The following is a 13,273-nucleotide window of genomic DNA, read 5'->3' as shown; positions in this document are numbered from 1 at the left end:
GGGGCTCGATGGCGCCATCCATGGCGCCAACGGTCCTGCCCACCCACACCGCCCCGCCTTCGACAGTTGGCCGGTGGCCAGTAGATCCACGCCATGCGTGGATGGAAATCTGTCAGATTCGGATTGCGTCTGGGGCAGAGCCCCCTGAGTCAGGGGGCGGCCGCGAAGCGGCGGGGGTATGGGCGTTGGTAAGGGGGGCCCGCGTTTCGCGCAGCGAAGCGTGGGAGCGACAGCGCGCATGCGTTGGCGCGTACCCGGGCGCCGCCCGGCCGAACTACAATCCCGCTCATGCTGAAATTCTCGAATACCTCCCGCCGGGGGCGCCGATGAGCGGCCGTACTGCGAATGACGGCCAGGTCCGCATCATCGGCGGGCGCTGGCGCAATACCCGGCTGCCGGTGCCGACCCTGCCGGGCCTGCGGCCCAGCAGCGACCGGGTCCGCGAAACCCTGTTCAACTGGCTGATGCCCAAGCTGGGTGGGGCACGCGTACTGGACCTGTTCGCCGGCAGCGGCGCGCTGGGCCTGGAAGCCGTGTCGCGCGGTGCCGCGCATGCCACCCTGGTCGAGCGCGACGCACAGCTGGCGCGCAATCTGACCGCGGCCGTAGCCAAGCTGCAGGCCACCGACCAGATCACGGTCGCCCAGGCCGACGCGCTGCGCTGGCTGCAGGCTGCGCCGGCGCAGCAGGCCGATCTGGTGTTCATCGACCCGCCGTTCGCCGATGGCCTGTGGCAGGACGTGCTGGCCCAGCTGCCGCGGCATCTGGCCACCGATGCCTGGCTGTACCTGGAGTCGCCGGCCAGCCACGCGCCGATGCTGCCCCCGGAATGGCTGCTGCACCGCGATGGCAGCACCCGCGAGGTGCGCTTTGCCCTGTACCGCCGTGCCACTGCTACACTTTGACCTCATCTGAACATCTGCAACCGCCCATGACCGTGGCCAACCGCCGCATCGCCGTCTATCCCGGCACGTTCGACCCCATCACCAATGGTCATATCGACCTGGTGAGCCGGGCCGCGCCGCTGTTTGAAAAGGTCGTGGTGGGCGTTGCGCAGAGCCCCTCGAAGGGACCGGCACTGCCGCTGGAACAGCGCGTGCAGCTGGCGCGTGGCGCCCTGGGCCACCACAGCAACGTCGAGGTCATCGGCTTCGATACGCTGCTGGCCCATTTTGTACGTTCGGTGCAGGGCGGCGTGCTGCTGCGCGGACTGCGCGCGGTGTCCGACTTCGAGTACGAATTCCAGATGGCGAGCATGAACCGCCACCTGATTCCGGAGGTCGAGACCCTGTTCCTGACCCCGGCCGAGCAGCACAGCTTCATCTCGTCCTCGCTGGTCCGCGAGATCGCACGTCTGGGTGGCGATGTGTCCGGCTTCGTGCCGGCCGCCGTGCTCGAGGCGCTGCGCAAGGTCCGCGAAGCGAAGTCGGCGCAGTCGTAAGCCCTGCCCAGCAGTAGATCCTGTAGTACCACGCACCCCATTACGCACACCAACACGCAACATTCCGGGAGGAAACCCATGAACAACACCATGCGCGCGATGCTGATCGCCTCGTTTGCCCTGGCTTTCACCGCCTGCAAGAAGGAAGAAGCCGCTCCGGTCGACGAAGCCAAGCAGGCGCTGGTCGCCCCGGCCAAGGAAGACGACGCAGGCTGGAAGAAGTACCTGCAGGAAGTGGCCATCCAGAACATGGGCAACATCACCAACAGCCCGTTCCTGTACTACCTCTCGCCGGAAACCGACCCGGACTTCCAGGCCAAGTACGAGCGCCAGACCGAAAGCGCGACCCAGGCCGTGGCCCGTGGCGTGCAGCCGGGCAACATGCTGGCCTTCGGTTCGTCGGCCTCGGGCAAGATGGCTGACATGATCCAGGTCGTGTTCAAGGACGTCTCGCCGGATTCCATGAAGGGCGTGCGCGTCGTCTTCATCGGCCAGTCCGCCGACAACGCCCGCGTCCAGGCCGTGGTCCAGCCGACCGGTGCCGAGTACATTTTCGTCGAAGCCAAGTAAGACCGAGCCGAGGCGGTCGTGCTGCGGCACGACCCGGGCGGCGCCCTGCGATGGGCGCCGCTGATGACCTGACCGGCCCGCGCGCCCGCGCAGGCCGGTCCTTGTCCCAAGGCGCGGGCGTGGAGTATCGCCATGTCGCTGAAAATCAATGAGCTCTGCGTCAACTGTGACGTATGCGAGCCGGCCTGCCCGAACCAGGCCATCACGATGGGTGAAACCATCTACGTGATCGACCCCGCCCGCTGTACCGAGTGCGTGGGTCATTTCGACGAACCGCAGTGCGTGGTCGTCTGCCCGGTCGAATGCATCGACCCCGATCCGGACATCGTCGAAACCGAAATCGAGCTGCTGGCCAAGTTGCGCCAACTGCAGCACGATCATCCCGAACTCTATGCGGAGCCCCCATCCGAATGAAGCCGTTCGCCCGCCCCTTGTTGTTGCTCGGCCTGCTGCTGAGTTCCGTCGCCTGGGCTGATGCCCCGGTCCGTGCCGAGCGCCCTGATGGCGCCGCGATCGCCAGCGGCCACGCTTTGGCCACCCAGGCCGGTGTCGACATCCTGGCCCAGGGCGGCAACGCCTTCGATGCGGCGGTGGCGGTTTCCTCCACCCTGGCCGTGGTCGAGCCGATCAGTTCTGGACTGGGCGGCGGCGGCTTCTTCCTGCTGCACGATGCGGCCACCGGCAAGGACGTGATGCTGGACGCGCGCGAGACCGCCCCGGCCGCAGCCACGCCGCAGGCCTTCCTCGACAAGAAGGGCGACCTGGACCGCGATCGTTCGGTCAACGGCCCGTGGTCGGCCGGCATTCCCGGCCTGCCGGCGGCGCTGGTCGAACTGTCGGCCAAGCACGGCAAGCTGCCGCTGGCGGCCTCGCTGCAGCCGGCGATCCGCATCGCGCGTGACGGCTTCCCGGTCTATGAGCGCATGGCCAAGGGCTATGCCTCGCGCCGCGAGGTGATGGAGCGCTACCCCGGTACGCGCGAGGTCTACCTGCGCAATGGCAAGCCGATCGCCACCGGTGACCTGTTCAAGCAGCCGGAGCTGGCGCAGACCCTGGAACGCCTGGCAGCCGGCGGCTTCGATGGCTTCTACAAGGGCCAGACCGGCAAGCTGCTGCTGGCCGGCGTGAAGCAGGCAGGTGGCAAGTGGACCGCCGAAGAACTGGCCGGCTATCGCGTGAAGCAGCGTGCGCCGATCGTCTTCAACTACAACGGCTGGAAGATCACCACCGCGCCGCCGCCGTCCTCCGGTGGCATCGCCCTGGCCAGCATGCTGCAGATCCTGGAAGGCTGGGACATCAAGCAGATGGATGCCGCGCACCGCACCCATCTGGTGGTCGAGTCGATGCGCCGTGCCTACCGTGACCGCACCTTCTTCCTCGGCGATCCGGATTTCGTGCAGATCCCGCAGAAGGTGCTGGCAAGCAAGGATTACGCGCAGGGCCTGCGTGCCACCATCCACCCGGAAAAGGCCACCCCCAGCGACCTGCTGTCGGGCAACCCGACGCCGCTGGAAGATGACGAGACCACCCATTTCTCGATCATCGACCGTGACGGCAACCGTGTCGGCGCCACCCAGACCGTCAACCTGCTGTACGGCTCGGGCCTGATTCCGAAGGGAACGGGTGTGCTGCTGAACAACGAGATGGACGACTTCGCGCTGAAGCCGGGCACGCCAAACGCCTTTGGCGTGATGGGCTACGCCGCCAATGCACCGAAAGCGGGCAAGCGCATGCTCAGCTCGATGACGCCGACGTTCATGGAGAACGACGACAAGGTGATCGTGCTGGGCACGCCTGGTGGCAGCCGCATCATCACCATGGTGCTGCTGGGCATCCTCGGCTACGACGCTGGCCTGGATGCGCAGCAGGTCGCCGCGCTGCCGCGCTACCACCACCAGTGGCTGCCGGACCTGATCGAGGCCGAGAGCAACGCATTCGACGCTGGCACCATCAAGCAGCTGCAGGCGATGGGCCACAAGATCGACCTGCCGGGCGAGGTCGCCGCCGGTGGTCGTGGTTCCAGCCATGTGTGGGGCAACCTGCAGACGGTGGAGTGGGACCGCAAGGCCAACAAGCTGTTTGGCGGCAGCGATCCGCGCAACCCGGTCGGCAGCGCCCAGGTCGTGCCGGCTCCCTGATCCGGCTGTAGCGCCGGGCCATGCCCGGCGGACGCAGACCTGAGAGCCCCGCCTTTACCGGCGGGGTTTTTGTTTTCCCGCTAGCGATTATTTAACGAGCGGCGACCGATAATTGCGCCATGAAACTATGGTCGATCCGCGGTAATACCCAGCGCCTGGATGGCGGTGCGATGTTCGGCAACGCACCGCGTGCATTGTGGGAAAAATGGGCAGCACCGGACGAGCTCAATCGCATCGAGCTGGCCTGTCGTGCGTTGTTGGCGAGCCCGCTTGAGGGGAAGACGGTGCTGTTCGAAACCGGCATCGGCGCGTTTTTCGATCCGCGCATGCGCGAGCGCTATGGCGTGCAGGAAAGCCAGCATGTGCTGATCGATTCACTGCGCGAAGCCGGTTTCGAGCACGAAGACATCGACGTGGTGGTGCTCAGCCATCTGCATTTCGACCATGCTGGCGGCCTGCTGGCCGCGTGGCGCGAAGGCCGTGAACCGGAACTGCTGTTCCCCAATGCGACGTACGTGGTCGGTGCGCAGCATTGGCAGCGCGCGTTGCAGCCGCACCCGCGCGACCGTGCCAGTTTCATTCCGGAACTGCCGGGCCTGCTGCAGGCCAGTGGGCGCCTGGAAGTGGTGGACGGTGAATATTCGAAAGTGCTCGGCCACAGCGTGCGTTTCAGCTACAGCGACGGGCACACGCCGGGGCTGATGCTGGCCGAGATCGTCGGGCAGGGACGCGCAGGCGCAGATGCGCACGGCGGCGTGGTGTTCTGCGCCGATCTGATTCCCGGTCGTTCCTGGGTGCACGTGCCGATCACGATGGGCTACGACCGCAATGCCGAGCTGCTGATCGACGAGAAGCGGCAGTTCCTGGAAGACAAGCTGGCGCGCAACGTGCATCTGTTCTTCACCCATGACCCGCAGGTGGCGCTGGCGCAGGTCGGGCGGGATGAGAAGGGGCGTTTCGTTACGCTGCATGAGCAGGGCGAGCTGAAGGCGCGGGCGTTGGGGTGAGGTTTGCCGGCAGGGCTGCGCCCTGCACCTGCCGAATCAACGGCAACGGCAACGGCAACAGCAACAGCGGGCTATCCGTGGGGTGGCGGGGCGGTGTCGGATTGCGGGGACGCCGCAAGTACGTCCTTGTAGGCTCAGCCGCGCCATCCATGGCGCGGATGCCCCGCAATCCGACACCGCCCCGCCGCTGACAGATTTTCGCGATCTGTCGGGGGTCGGATCCCGTTGCCGGGCAACGGGCTCTGACCCCATTCGACGGACAGATTCCAAATGACGGTCAGTAGATCCACGCCATGCGTGGATGGGCCTTTCTTCGCTGCTTTTACGATGCCTTGAGGCAGCTGCTCATGAAGGTCTTGCGGGCGTCGCCGGCGAGCTTTTTGGTGGCGGCGTCGGCATTGCACTTCTTCATGCGTTCCTGCGGCGTGGTGGGGGCTGCCGGGGCGGCTGCGTGCGAGCTCAGGCACGTGCTTTGCGCGGACTTGTAGGCGTCGCCCTTCAGTCCTTTGTTCTTGGCCGAACAGTCGGCCATGCGCTGCTGCTGCGGGGTGGCTGCGTTGGCGGCAAGCGGGAGGCTGAGCAGCAGGGCGGCGGCGAGCAGGAATGATGCTTTCATGGTGGCTCCAGGGCAGGGCGGGTGCGCGGAGCATTCGCCCGTCGCCGCAAAGCCGGCGTGAAGGTGCCTGGAGCAGGTGGAGCACTTCCTTTCGAAAGCGCTCCGACCCCGGTCGATCTCAGCCCACGCGGGTACCGAAGATGCGGTCGCCGGCATCACCCAGGCCCGGCAGGATGTAGCCCTTTTCGTTGAGCTGCGCGTCGATCGCGGCGGTGTAGATCTCCACGTCCGGGTGCACGGCCTTCACCGCTTCGATGCCCTCCGGTGCGGCAACCAGGAAGATGCCCTTGATCCGGCGGGCACCGGCGCGCTTGAGCATGTCGATGGTAGCGATCAGGGTGCCGCCGGTGGCCAGCATCGGGTCGAGGATCAGCGCATCGCGCTCTTCCAGGCGGCCGGTCAGGCGCTCGAAGTAGGGGACCGGCTGCAGGGTTTCTTCATCGCGCTGCAGGCCGACCACGCTGACGCGGGCGGCCGGGATCAGCGACAGCACGCCGCTGAGCATGCCCAGGCCGGCGCGCAGGATCGGCACCACGGTGATCTTGGCGCCGGCGATGCGCTGCACGGTGACCGGGCCGGACCAGCCCGGCAGGGTGTGCGGCTCGGTTTCCAGGTCGGCGGTGGCCTCGTAGGCCAGCAGCGTGCCAAGTTCGTTGGCCAGTTCGCGGAAATCCTTGGTGCTGAGCGCGGCGTTGCGCATCAGGCCGATCTTGTGCTGCACCAGCGGGTGGCGCACTTCGACGATCTTCATGGGAGGGTCTGGCAGAAGGGGAGAGCCCCATTTTAAGCGGAATGCGCGGTGCTGCCGAGCCGGGTCCGGCAGGCCAGGCTCCACCGGTGTCATGCCCATGAAACCTCGCGGACATACCGTGCTGACCCAATCTTTACACCGTTGGGGATAGCTGTGCAGAAGAAGAACACGTTGGGCCTGGCAATCAGCCTCTCGCTGCTGGTGACGGCCAGCCCGTCGGTACTGGCAGCCGAAACTGCTGCAGCGACCGGCGGCGGCGCTGCGGCGACCGATCTGGACCGCATCGAAGTACGTGCGCAGCTGGAATCGCAGGTGCGCGCGGTTGACCTCAAGCGCAGCAGCGACGCCATCGAAGACGCCGTGTCCTCCGACGCGCTGGGCCAGTACCCGGACAAGAACGTGGCCGAGTCGCTGCAGCGCCTGCCGGGCATCAGCGTGACCCGCGACCAGGGCGAAGGCCGTTTCGTGGTGGTGCGTGGCCTGGATGCCAACCTCAACAGCGTCAGCGTCGACGGCATCGCCATCGGCACCCCGGAAGATTCCAGCCGTGCCGCGCCTCTGGATGTGATTCCGTCCGATTCGACCGAGCGCCTGCGCGTGGTCAAGTCGCCGACCCCGGACATGCCGGGCGACGCCATCGGCGGCGCGATCCTGGTTGAATCGGCCTCGGCCTTCGATCGTGACGGCCGCAGCCTGCGCGGCAAGATCGAAGCCAGCCACCAGCAGCTGTCCGGCGAAACCAGCCCGAAGGCCGCTTTCAACTACAGCGAAGTGTTCAATGACACCTTCGGCGTGGCGCTGGGCGTGAACTACCAGAAGCGCAAGTTCGAATCGGACAACACCGAAGTGGAGTACGACGGCGAAGACGATGCCGCGCCGGGCGACGTCACCGCGATCAACCTGCAGCACCGCAAGTATGAGATCGAGCGCAAGCGCATCGGCGCCAACCTCAACCTGGACTGGCGCCCGAACGACGACAGCAAGTACTACCTGCGTGCGCTTTACAGCCAGTTCGATGATGCCGAAACCCGCCAGCGCGTGATCTTCAATTTCGACGACGCGAAGATGGTCAAGACCGGTACCGACCAGTACCGCCTGGACGGCATGCCGAAGGATTCCATCGACAAGCGCATGCGTTACCGCACCAAGGAAGAGAACACCTTCGCCGCCAGCGTGGGCGGCGAGAACAAGTTGACCAACGCCGTGGTCGATTACAAGCTCGGCTTCACCCGGACCGAAGAGCGGGTGAACGATGAGATGGAGGCGCGCTTCAAGCTCAACGGCAAGGCGTTCAACGGCACGCTGGACCAGAGCAGCCGCCTGCCCAGCTACAGCTTCGACAATCCGCAGTGGCTGGACAACGGCAACTACGCGTTCGATCGCTTCGTGATCTCGCCCAAGCAGGTGAACGACAAGGAGCACAGCGCGCAGGTCAACGTGCGCTTCGACGGCGACAACAGCAGCATCAAGTTCGGCCTGCTGGGGCGCTGGCGCGACCGCGACGTCAACGTCGACGAAAGCGAACTGCGTGTCGGCCCGAAGGTCGCGCTGTCGAGCTGGACCACCGGCTCGCCCGACTACCGTCATGGCACGCTGGGCGATGGCATGGATTCGGATGCCATGCGCGCGTACTGGGCGGCCAACGGCGGCCAGTTCAGTGCCCGTCCTCAGGACGTCGGTGCCAATGCGATGACCTCGCTGGAAGAGGACTACACCGCCAGCGAAGACATCTTCGCCAGCTACGCCATGGGCACCTGGGATGTCGGTGCGCTGCGCATCATCGGCGGCGTGCGCGTGGAGAACACCCGCTTCAAGGCCGAGGGCAACCAGGTCGATGTGGCTGCCAACGGCCGCAGCTACACCGTGACCCCGCGCGTTGCCAACAGCAGCTACACCAACGTGCTGCCGGGCCTGCACCTGCGCTACGACGCGGCCGATGACTGGGTGCTGCGTGCCTCGGCCAACAAGACTGTTTCGCGCCCGTCCTTCGGCGATATCTCGCCGCGCGTCGGCTACAGCCGCGGCGATGAGGAAGTGCGCCTGGGCAACCCGGAGCTGGACCCGTACGAGTCGAAGAACATCGATCTGTCGGTGGAGAAGTACCTCGGCAGCACCGGCATCGTCTCGCTCGGTCTGTTCCACAAATCCATCGACGGTTACATCGTCGAGACGGTACGCACCAACGATCCGGCGTACGGCGGTTTCGACGTGACCCAGCCGATCAACGGCCGCAAGGCGACGGTGCGTGGTGCGGAGCTGAACTGGCAGCAGCAGCTGGCCTTCCTGCCCGCCGGCCTGGACGGCCTGCTGGTGGGCGCCAGCGGCACCTGGCTGGACACCGAATTCGACGCGGGTATCGAGGATCGCGCCGGTGAGGACTTCACCTTGCCGCGCGCCTCCAAGCACGTGTACAGCGCGCACATCGGCTATGAAAAGTACGGTCTCAGCACGCGCCTTGCGGCGGTGTACCGCAGCGAGTACCTGGACACCATCGGCAAGGGCCGTGCATTCGATATCTACGTGGCACCCAACACCCAGCTCGATTTCTCGCTGGACTACAAGTTCAACGCGAACGTGAGCCTGTACTTCGAAGCGCAGAACCTGCTGGACAAGCCGTTGGAGCTGTACCAGGGCACGCGCTCGCGCACCCTGCAGCTGGAGGAGTACGGCCGGACCTACGCCGTAGGCCTGAAGGTGGCGCTGTGATGGTGCGCGGCATGACCCTGATGGCCGCCTCGCTGGCCGCCGTTCTTGCCGCCGGCTGCACGCCGGCAGCGGACAAGGCGCCGACCGTGGCTGCAGCGACTGGCGCTGTGGCACCCGTCGAGCGCAAGGTGGCGACCATCGCCGAGGCGTTCCTGACCCCGATGACCCCAGCCGACAACATCGATTCACCGGCTTCCTGGCAGGCACCGGATGGCAAGACCTGGCTGATCGCCACGGCCAAGGCCACCGACAAGCTGGTGGTCTACGACGGCAGCAATGGCCAGCACCTGCGTGATGTCGGCAGCACCGGCACCGGCCTGGGTCAGTTCGATCGTCCCAATGGCATCGCAGTGACCGATGACCTGCTGTGGATCGTCGAGCGCGACAACCATCGCGTGCAGGTGCTGTCACTGCCGGACTTCGCTCCGTTGGCCACCTTCGGTGCCGACGACCTGCGCAAGCCCTACGGCCTGTGGGTGGACCGCCGCGCCGATGGCTACAGCGTCTACGTCACCGACTCCTGGGACAACGGCGAGGACGCACAGGGCAAGGACATCCTGCCGCCGCTGGCCGAGCTGGACAAGCGCGTGCGCCAGTACCACGTGACCCGTGACGGTACCAAGGTCCAGGCAACGCTGTCGGCCAGCATCGGCGATACCAGCGAAGCCGGCGCGCTGCGCGTGGTCGAATCGATCTGGGGCGATCCGGCCAATGATCGCCTGTTGATCGCCGAAGAGGACGAAAGCTACGCCAGCGAATTCAAGGTCTACACCCTGGCGGGGCGCTTTACCGGCACCACCTTCGGTCGCGACGTGTTCAAGGCGCAGGCCGAGGGCGTGATGCTGCGCACCTGCGGCAAGGACGGCTGGTGGATCACCACCGAGCAGGGCAAGCAGCGCAGCGTGTTCCATCTGTTCGACCGCCATACGCTGAAGCCGGTGGGCGCGTTCCAGGGCAATACCGTGGCCAACACCGATGGCATCTGGATGATGCAGCAGCCGACGCCGCGGTTCCCGCACGGCGCCCTGTACGCGGTGCACGATGACCAGGGCGTGGTGGCCTTCGACTGGGAGAGCATTGCCAAGCAGCTGGCACTGCCGCTGGAGTGCGGTTCGTGAGCGCGCGTTTGACGCGCGTGCTTGCGGTCGGCCTGCTGTTCGCATTGCCATCGCTGGCGATGGCGGCAGCCGAGCCCAACACCCAGGTGCCGTCGGGCAGCCGCTACTACGCAGCCACACCGGTGCCGGACCGCATCGTCGCCTCTCCGTCGGTCGACCCCAGCCACGGTTTCGCGGTGGCCTGGCGCACCGATGGCAGCGTGCAGTCGCCGCTGCTGGAAATCGCACTGGCCGACGATTCGCCGGCCATCGAGGGCATCCGCCAGGTGCGCGCGAAGACCCAGGTGCTGCAGACCGAGAACGGCCTGTCGCTTCATCATCGCGCCGACATTGACGGCCTGCAGCCGGACACCCTGTATGTCTATCGCGTACAGGGCAATGGCAGCTGGAGCGCCTGGAACCAGCTGCGCACCCTGGCCGCCGCCGACCAGCCGCTGACCCTGCTGTATTTCGGTGATACCCAGAACAAGAACGTCAGCCATGTCAGCCGCGTGGTGCGGGCCGCACAGAAGGCTGCACCGGATGCGCGGATCAGCCTGTTCGCTGGTGACCTGGTCAGTGGTGGCGACAACATGGACGACAGCGAATGGGGCGAGTGGTTCGCCGCCACCAGCTGGCTGGCGCAGGAGACGTTGGTGGCGCCGGCGATCGGCAACCACGAGTATTTCGAGGAATTCGAGGACACGCCGAAGGAGCGCCGCGTGCTGGGCCGTCATTGGCCGGTGACCTTCGCCCTGCCGGGCAACGGTGCCAATGCAGCGGCGGGTACCAGCTACTGGTTCGATGCGCAGGGTGTGCGCGTGGCCGTGGTCGATGGCACTTCGGCGCTGGATCTCGGCACCGCCAAGGCGCAGGCGCAGTGGCTGGACAAGGTGCTGGCCGGCAACCGGCAGCCGTGGACGATCGTGCTGCTGCACCAGCCGTTCTATTCACCGCGCGAGGGCCGCGAGAACGCCGCCCTGCGCAAGGTGCTGCTGCCGGTGGTGCGACGCCACAAGGTGGATCTGGTGCTGCAGGGGCATGACCACACCTACGGCCGTCGCGGTGAAGGGCAGGCGGCAACGCCACAGTACGTGGTGACCGTGGCGGGGCCGAAGCAGTACCGGCTGTCGGACGAAGCACGCAGGACGATGGAACCTGTGGGCGAAGACACGCAGCTGTTCCAGGTGTTGCGTATCGACCCGCAGCATCTGCGCTACGAGGCGCGCACGGTCACCGGACGCCTGTACGACGCCTTCGAGCTGAAGCGCGATGACAATGGCGGCAAGCAGCGGGTGGAGCAGCAGGAAGGACGAATTGCACCGCGTGACTGCGCGCGCGCCCAGACCGCCAAGGGTCGCACCGATCGCTGCTGGGAGTGAGGACAGACCGATGAGCACGCGCCCGCGCATGGTTCCGATAGCCGCCATTGCCGTTGCCCTGTTGCTCATGGGCAGCGCGGTGGCTGCAGCAGACTCGGTGCTGCACCCGTTCCTGACCGCACTGCTGAAGCAGGCGCCGCAGGAAAGAGAGACGGGCGGGTGATCAGGGAAGGCATGAAGTAGATCCACGCCACGCGGGGATTGAATCTTCCCGCACACCATCCACGCACGGGGTGGATCTACCGCATCGCGTCCAGGAACAGTTCTGCCTTGTCCGTGCCGCTCAGCAGCGCTGAAGCAGGCGCCGCTGGAAAGAAAGACGGGTGGGTAATCAGGGAAGGCATGAAGTAGATCCACGCCACGCGTGGATTGAATCTTCCCGCACACCATCCACGCACGGGGCGGCTCTACTGCATCGCGTCCAGGAACAGTTCTGCTTCGTCCGTGCCGCCCAGCAGCGCTGAAGCAGGCGCCGCTGGAAAGAAAGACGGGTGGGTGATCAGGGAAGGCATGAAGTAGATCCACGCCACGCGTGGATTGAACCTTCCCGCACACCATCCACGCATGGCGTGGATCTACTGCATCGCGTCCAGGAACAGTTCTGCCTCGTCCGTGCCGCCCAGCAGCGCCGAAGCAGGCACCGCTGGAAAGAGAGACGGGCGGGTGATCAGGGAAGGCATGAAGTAGATCCACGCCATGCGTGGATTGAACCTTCCCGTGCACCATCCACGCATGGCGTGGATCTACTGCATCGCGTCCAAGAACAGTTCTGCCTCGTCCGTGCCGCTCAGCAGCGCTGAAGCAGGCGCCGCTGGAAAGAAAGACGGGTGGGTAATCAGGGAAGGCATGAAGTAGATCCACGCCATGCGTGGATTGAATCTTGCCGTACACCATCCACGCACGGGGCGGCTCTACTGCATCGCGTCCAGGAACAGTTCTGCTTCATCCGTGCCGCCCAGCACTGCAGCGACAGCGCGCAGTGCCGCTTCGCGATGTTCGGGACGGATCCTGCCATCATCGTCATCGCTGTACAGATCCTCATCGGCCTCGAGGTAAACGCTGCCGGCCGCCGCCAGTGCGGCCATCAAGGTCGGTACGTCGGCGACGAACTCGTCGGCGTCCCAGTGGCCCGCGCCATGACGGGCGAACAACACGCGGCCATCGTTGATGTCGAGGATGAGAGGATCGGCGCCACGGTCGGCGATCACCAGCCAGTGCGACGGCCAGTCGCTGATCGGCTCGCCATCGATGCCATTCCAGCGGTAGCCCGCCTGATACGCCCACAGGCGCTGCAACGGCGGCAGCCACACCTCTACGCCCGGTACGGTGATGCCGCTGGGGCCTTTGGCAGGATTGAACACCTCACCGAATGGGCCGACGTGTGCATAGAACCCGGCCAGCATGTCCGGCAACGGGAACGGCCCTTGCCACGCGTCGGCGGATTGCGGTTGCAGGGGGCCGAAGCGGGCAAACGTGGCGCGAAGATCATCCATGACGAGGGCAGGGTGGAAGCAGGAGAGCACGCAGCCTAGCAGAGCCGGTCGCACGCATCGCCTTCACCGCCA

At 65.9% G+C, this 13,273-nt stretch carries 13 protein-coding genes and 1 pseudogene; 10 read left to right on the top strand and 4 right to left on the bottom strand.

From position 1 onward, the window contains the following. The first annotated feature begins 326 nt into the window (after window positions 1–326). From rsmD to AC27VL_RS16645, 6 genes are all read left to right on the top strand, one after another. The gene (rsmD, locus tag AC27VL_RS16670) at window positions 327–905 is read left to right on the top strand and encodes a 16S rRNA (guanine(966)-N(2))-methyltransferase RsmD (RefSeq protein ID WP_488767450.1); all 579 of its coding nucleotides are present in this window, start codon (window positions 327–329) and stop codon (window positions 903–905) included. Window positions 906–931: 26 nt separating this feature from the next. After that, the gene (gene coaD, locus AC27VL_RS16665) at window positions 932–1,441 is read left to right on the top strand and encodes a pantetheine-phosphate adenylyltransferase (RefSeq protein ID WP_008267036.1); all 510 of its coding nucleotides are present in this window, start codon (window positions 932–934) and stop codon (window positions 1,439–1,441) included. A 78-nt stretch (window positions 1,442–1,519) separates the two neighbouring features. Then, window positions 1,520–2,011 carry a hypothetical protein gene (locus AC27VL_RS16660; RefSeq protein WP_089240385.1) on the top strand — a complete coding sequence of 164 codons (492 nt, stop codon included), beginning with the start codon at window positions 1,520–1,522 and terminating at the stop codon, window positions 2,009–2,011. Window positions 2,012–2,143: 132 nt separating this feature from the next. Beyond that, window positions 2,144–2,425: a YfhL family 4Fe-4S dicluster ferredoxin gene (locus AC27VL_RS16655; protein ID WP_025878828.1), complete on the top strand. Its 282-nt coding sequence runs from the start codon at window positions 2,144–2,146 to the stop codon at window positions 2,423–2,425. Beyond that, window positions 2,422–4,149, top strand: coding sequence for a gamma-glutamyltransferase (gene ggt / locus AC27VL_RS16650; protein ID WP_488767447.1), 1,728 nt, complete (start codon window positions 2,422–2,424; stop codon window positions 4,147–4,149). Before AC27VL_RS16655 ends, ggt begins: the two co-directional genes overlap by 4 nt. Window positions 4,150–4,268: 119 nt before the next feature. Further along, entirely contained in the window at window positions 4,269–5,156 is an 888-nt protein-coding gene (locus tag AC27VL_RS16645) for an MBL fold metallo-hydrolase (RefSeq protein WP_165376858.1), read from the top strand. Window positions 5,157–5,478: 322 nt separating this feature from the next. On the opposite strand, the gene AC27VL_RS16640 is transcribed toward AC27VL_RS16645, so the two are convergent. Beyond that, window positions 5,479–5,772, bottom strand: a complete 294-nt coding sequence (locus tag AC27VL_RS16640; RefSeq protein WP_488767444.1) for a PsiF family protein — start codon at window positions 5,770–5,772, stop codon at window positions 5,479–5,481. 118 nt (window positions 5,773–5,890) lie between these two features. Further along, window positions 5,891–6,523 (bottom strand): uracil phosphoribosyltransferase, encoded by a 633-nt coding sequence (upp, locus tag AC27VL_RS16635; RefSeq protein ID WP_089240393.1) that lies wholly within the window; start codon window positions 6,521–6,523, stop codon window positions 5,891–5,893. A gap of 153 nt (window positions 6,524–6,676) precedes the next feature. Between upp and AC27VL_RS16630 the strand changes: the two genes are divergently transcribed. From AC27VL_RS16630 to AC27VL_RS16615, 4 genes and pseudogenes are all read left to right on the top strand, one after another. Further along, complete coding sequence (locus AC27VL_RS16630; protein WP_488767442.1) at window positions 6,677–9,229, top strand: TonB-dependent receptor; 2,553 nt, start codon at window positions 6,677–6,679, stop codon at window positions 9,227–9,229. Further along, window positions 9,229–10,347, top strand: a complete 1,119-nt coding sequence (locus tag AC27VL_RS16625) for a phytase (protein WP_488767440.1) — start codon at window positions 9,229–9,231, stop codon at window positions 10,345–10,347. The genes AC27VL_RS16630 and AC27VL_RS16625 overlap by 1 nt, the downstream gene beginning before the upstream one ends. 59 nt (window positions 10,348–10,406) lie before the next feature. Beyond that, window positions 10,407–11,708: a purple acid phosphatase family protein gene (locus AC27VL_RS16620; protein ID WP_488767452.1), complete on the top strand. Its 1,302-nt coding sequence runs from the start codon at window positions 10,407–10,409 to the stop codon at window positions 11,706–11,708. Window positions 11,709–11,718: 10 nt separating this feature from the next. Next, window positions 11,719–11,853 (top strand): annotated as a pseudogene (locus AC27VL_RS16615) (inorganic diphosphatase); the annotation flags it as partial. 430 nt (window positions 11,854–12,283) lie between these two features. Here AC27VL_RS16615 and AC27VL_RS16610 read toward each other — a convergent pair. Both AC27VL_RS16610 and AC27VL_RS16605 read right to left on the bottom strand, forming a co-directional pair. Continuing rightward, window positions 12,284–12,406, bottom strand: coding sequence for a hypothetical protein (locus AC27VL_RS16610; RefSeq protein WP_279324071.1), 123 nt, complete (start codon window positions 12,404–12,406; stop codon window positions 12,284–12,286). A 213-nt stretch (window positions 12,407–12,619) separates the two neighbouring features. Beyond that, window positions 12,620–13,201 (bottom strand): hypothetical protein, encoded by a 582-nt coding sequence (locus AC27VL_RS16605; RefSeq protein WP_191078096.1) that lies wholly within the window; start codon window positions 13,199–13,201, stop codon window positions 12,620–12,622. Window positions 13,202–13,273 lie beyond the last annotated feature (72 nt).

It is taken from the genome of Stenotrophomonas sp. 14P6.2.3, assembly GCF_057799055.1.
Note: the sequence above shows the minus strand (reverse complement) of the source record. Positions and strands in the feature narration are given on the sequence as shown.

What these genes read in the sequence shown, in the direction of transcription:
- rsmD (WP_488767450.1), top strand. Translation starts at nt 327, where the DNA reads ATGAGCGGCCGTACTGCGAATGACGGCCAGGTCCGCATCATCGGCGGG.
- coaD (WP_008267036.1), top strand. Translation starts at nt 932, where the DNA reads ATGACCGTGGCCAACCGCCGCATCGCCGTCTATCCCGGCACGTTCGAC.
- AC27VL_RS16660 (WP_089240385.1), top strand. Translation starts at nt 1,520, where the DNA reads ATGAACAACACCATGCGCGCGATGCTGATCGCCTCGTTTGCCCTGGCT.
- AC27VL_RS16655 (WP_025878828.1), top strand. Translation starts at nt 2,144, where the DNA reads ATGTCGCTGAAAATCAATGAGCTCTGCGTCAACTGTGACGTATGCGAG.
- ggt (WP_488767447.1), top strand. Translation starts at nt 2,422, where the DNA reads ATGAAGCCGTTCGCCCGCCCCTTGTTGTTGCTCGGCCTGCTGCTGAGT.
- AC27VL_RS16645 (WP_165376858.1), top strand. Translation starts at nt 4,269, where the DNA reads ATGAAACTATGGTCGATCCGCGGTAATACCCAGCGCCTGGATGGCGGT.
- AC27VL_RS16640 (WP_488767444.1), bottom strand. Translation starts at nt 5,772, where the DNA reads ATGAAAGCATCATTCCTGCTCGCCGCCGCCCTGCTGCTCAGCCTCCCG.
- upp (WP_089240393.1), bottom strand. Translation starts at nt 6,523, where the DNA reads ATGAAGATCGTCGAAGTGCGCCACCCGCTGGTGCAGCACAAGATCGGC.
- AC27VL_RS16625 (WP_488767440.1), top strand. Translation starts at nt 9,229, where the DNA reads ATGGTGCGCGGCATGACCCTGATGGCCGCCTCGCTGGCCGCCGTTCTT.
- AC27VL_RS16620 (WP_488767452.1), top strand. Translation starts at nt 10,407, where the DNA reads ATGGCGGCAGCCGAGCCCAACACCCAGGTGCCGTCGGGCAGCCGCTAC.
- AC27VL_RS16610 (WP_279324071.1), bottom strand. Translation starts at nt 12,406, where the DNA reads ATGGCGTGGATCTACTTCATGCCTTCCCTGATCACCCGCCCGTCTCTC.
- AC27VL_RS16605 (WP_191078096.1), bottom strand. Translation starts at nt 13,201, where the DNA reads ATGGATGATCTTCGCGCCACGTTTGCCCGCTTCGGCCCCCTGCAACCG.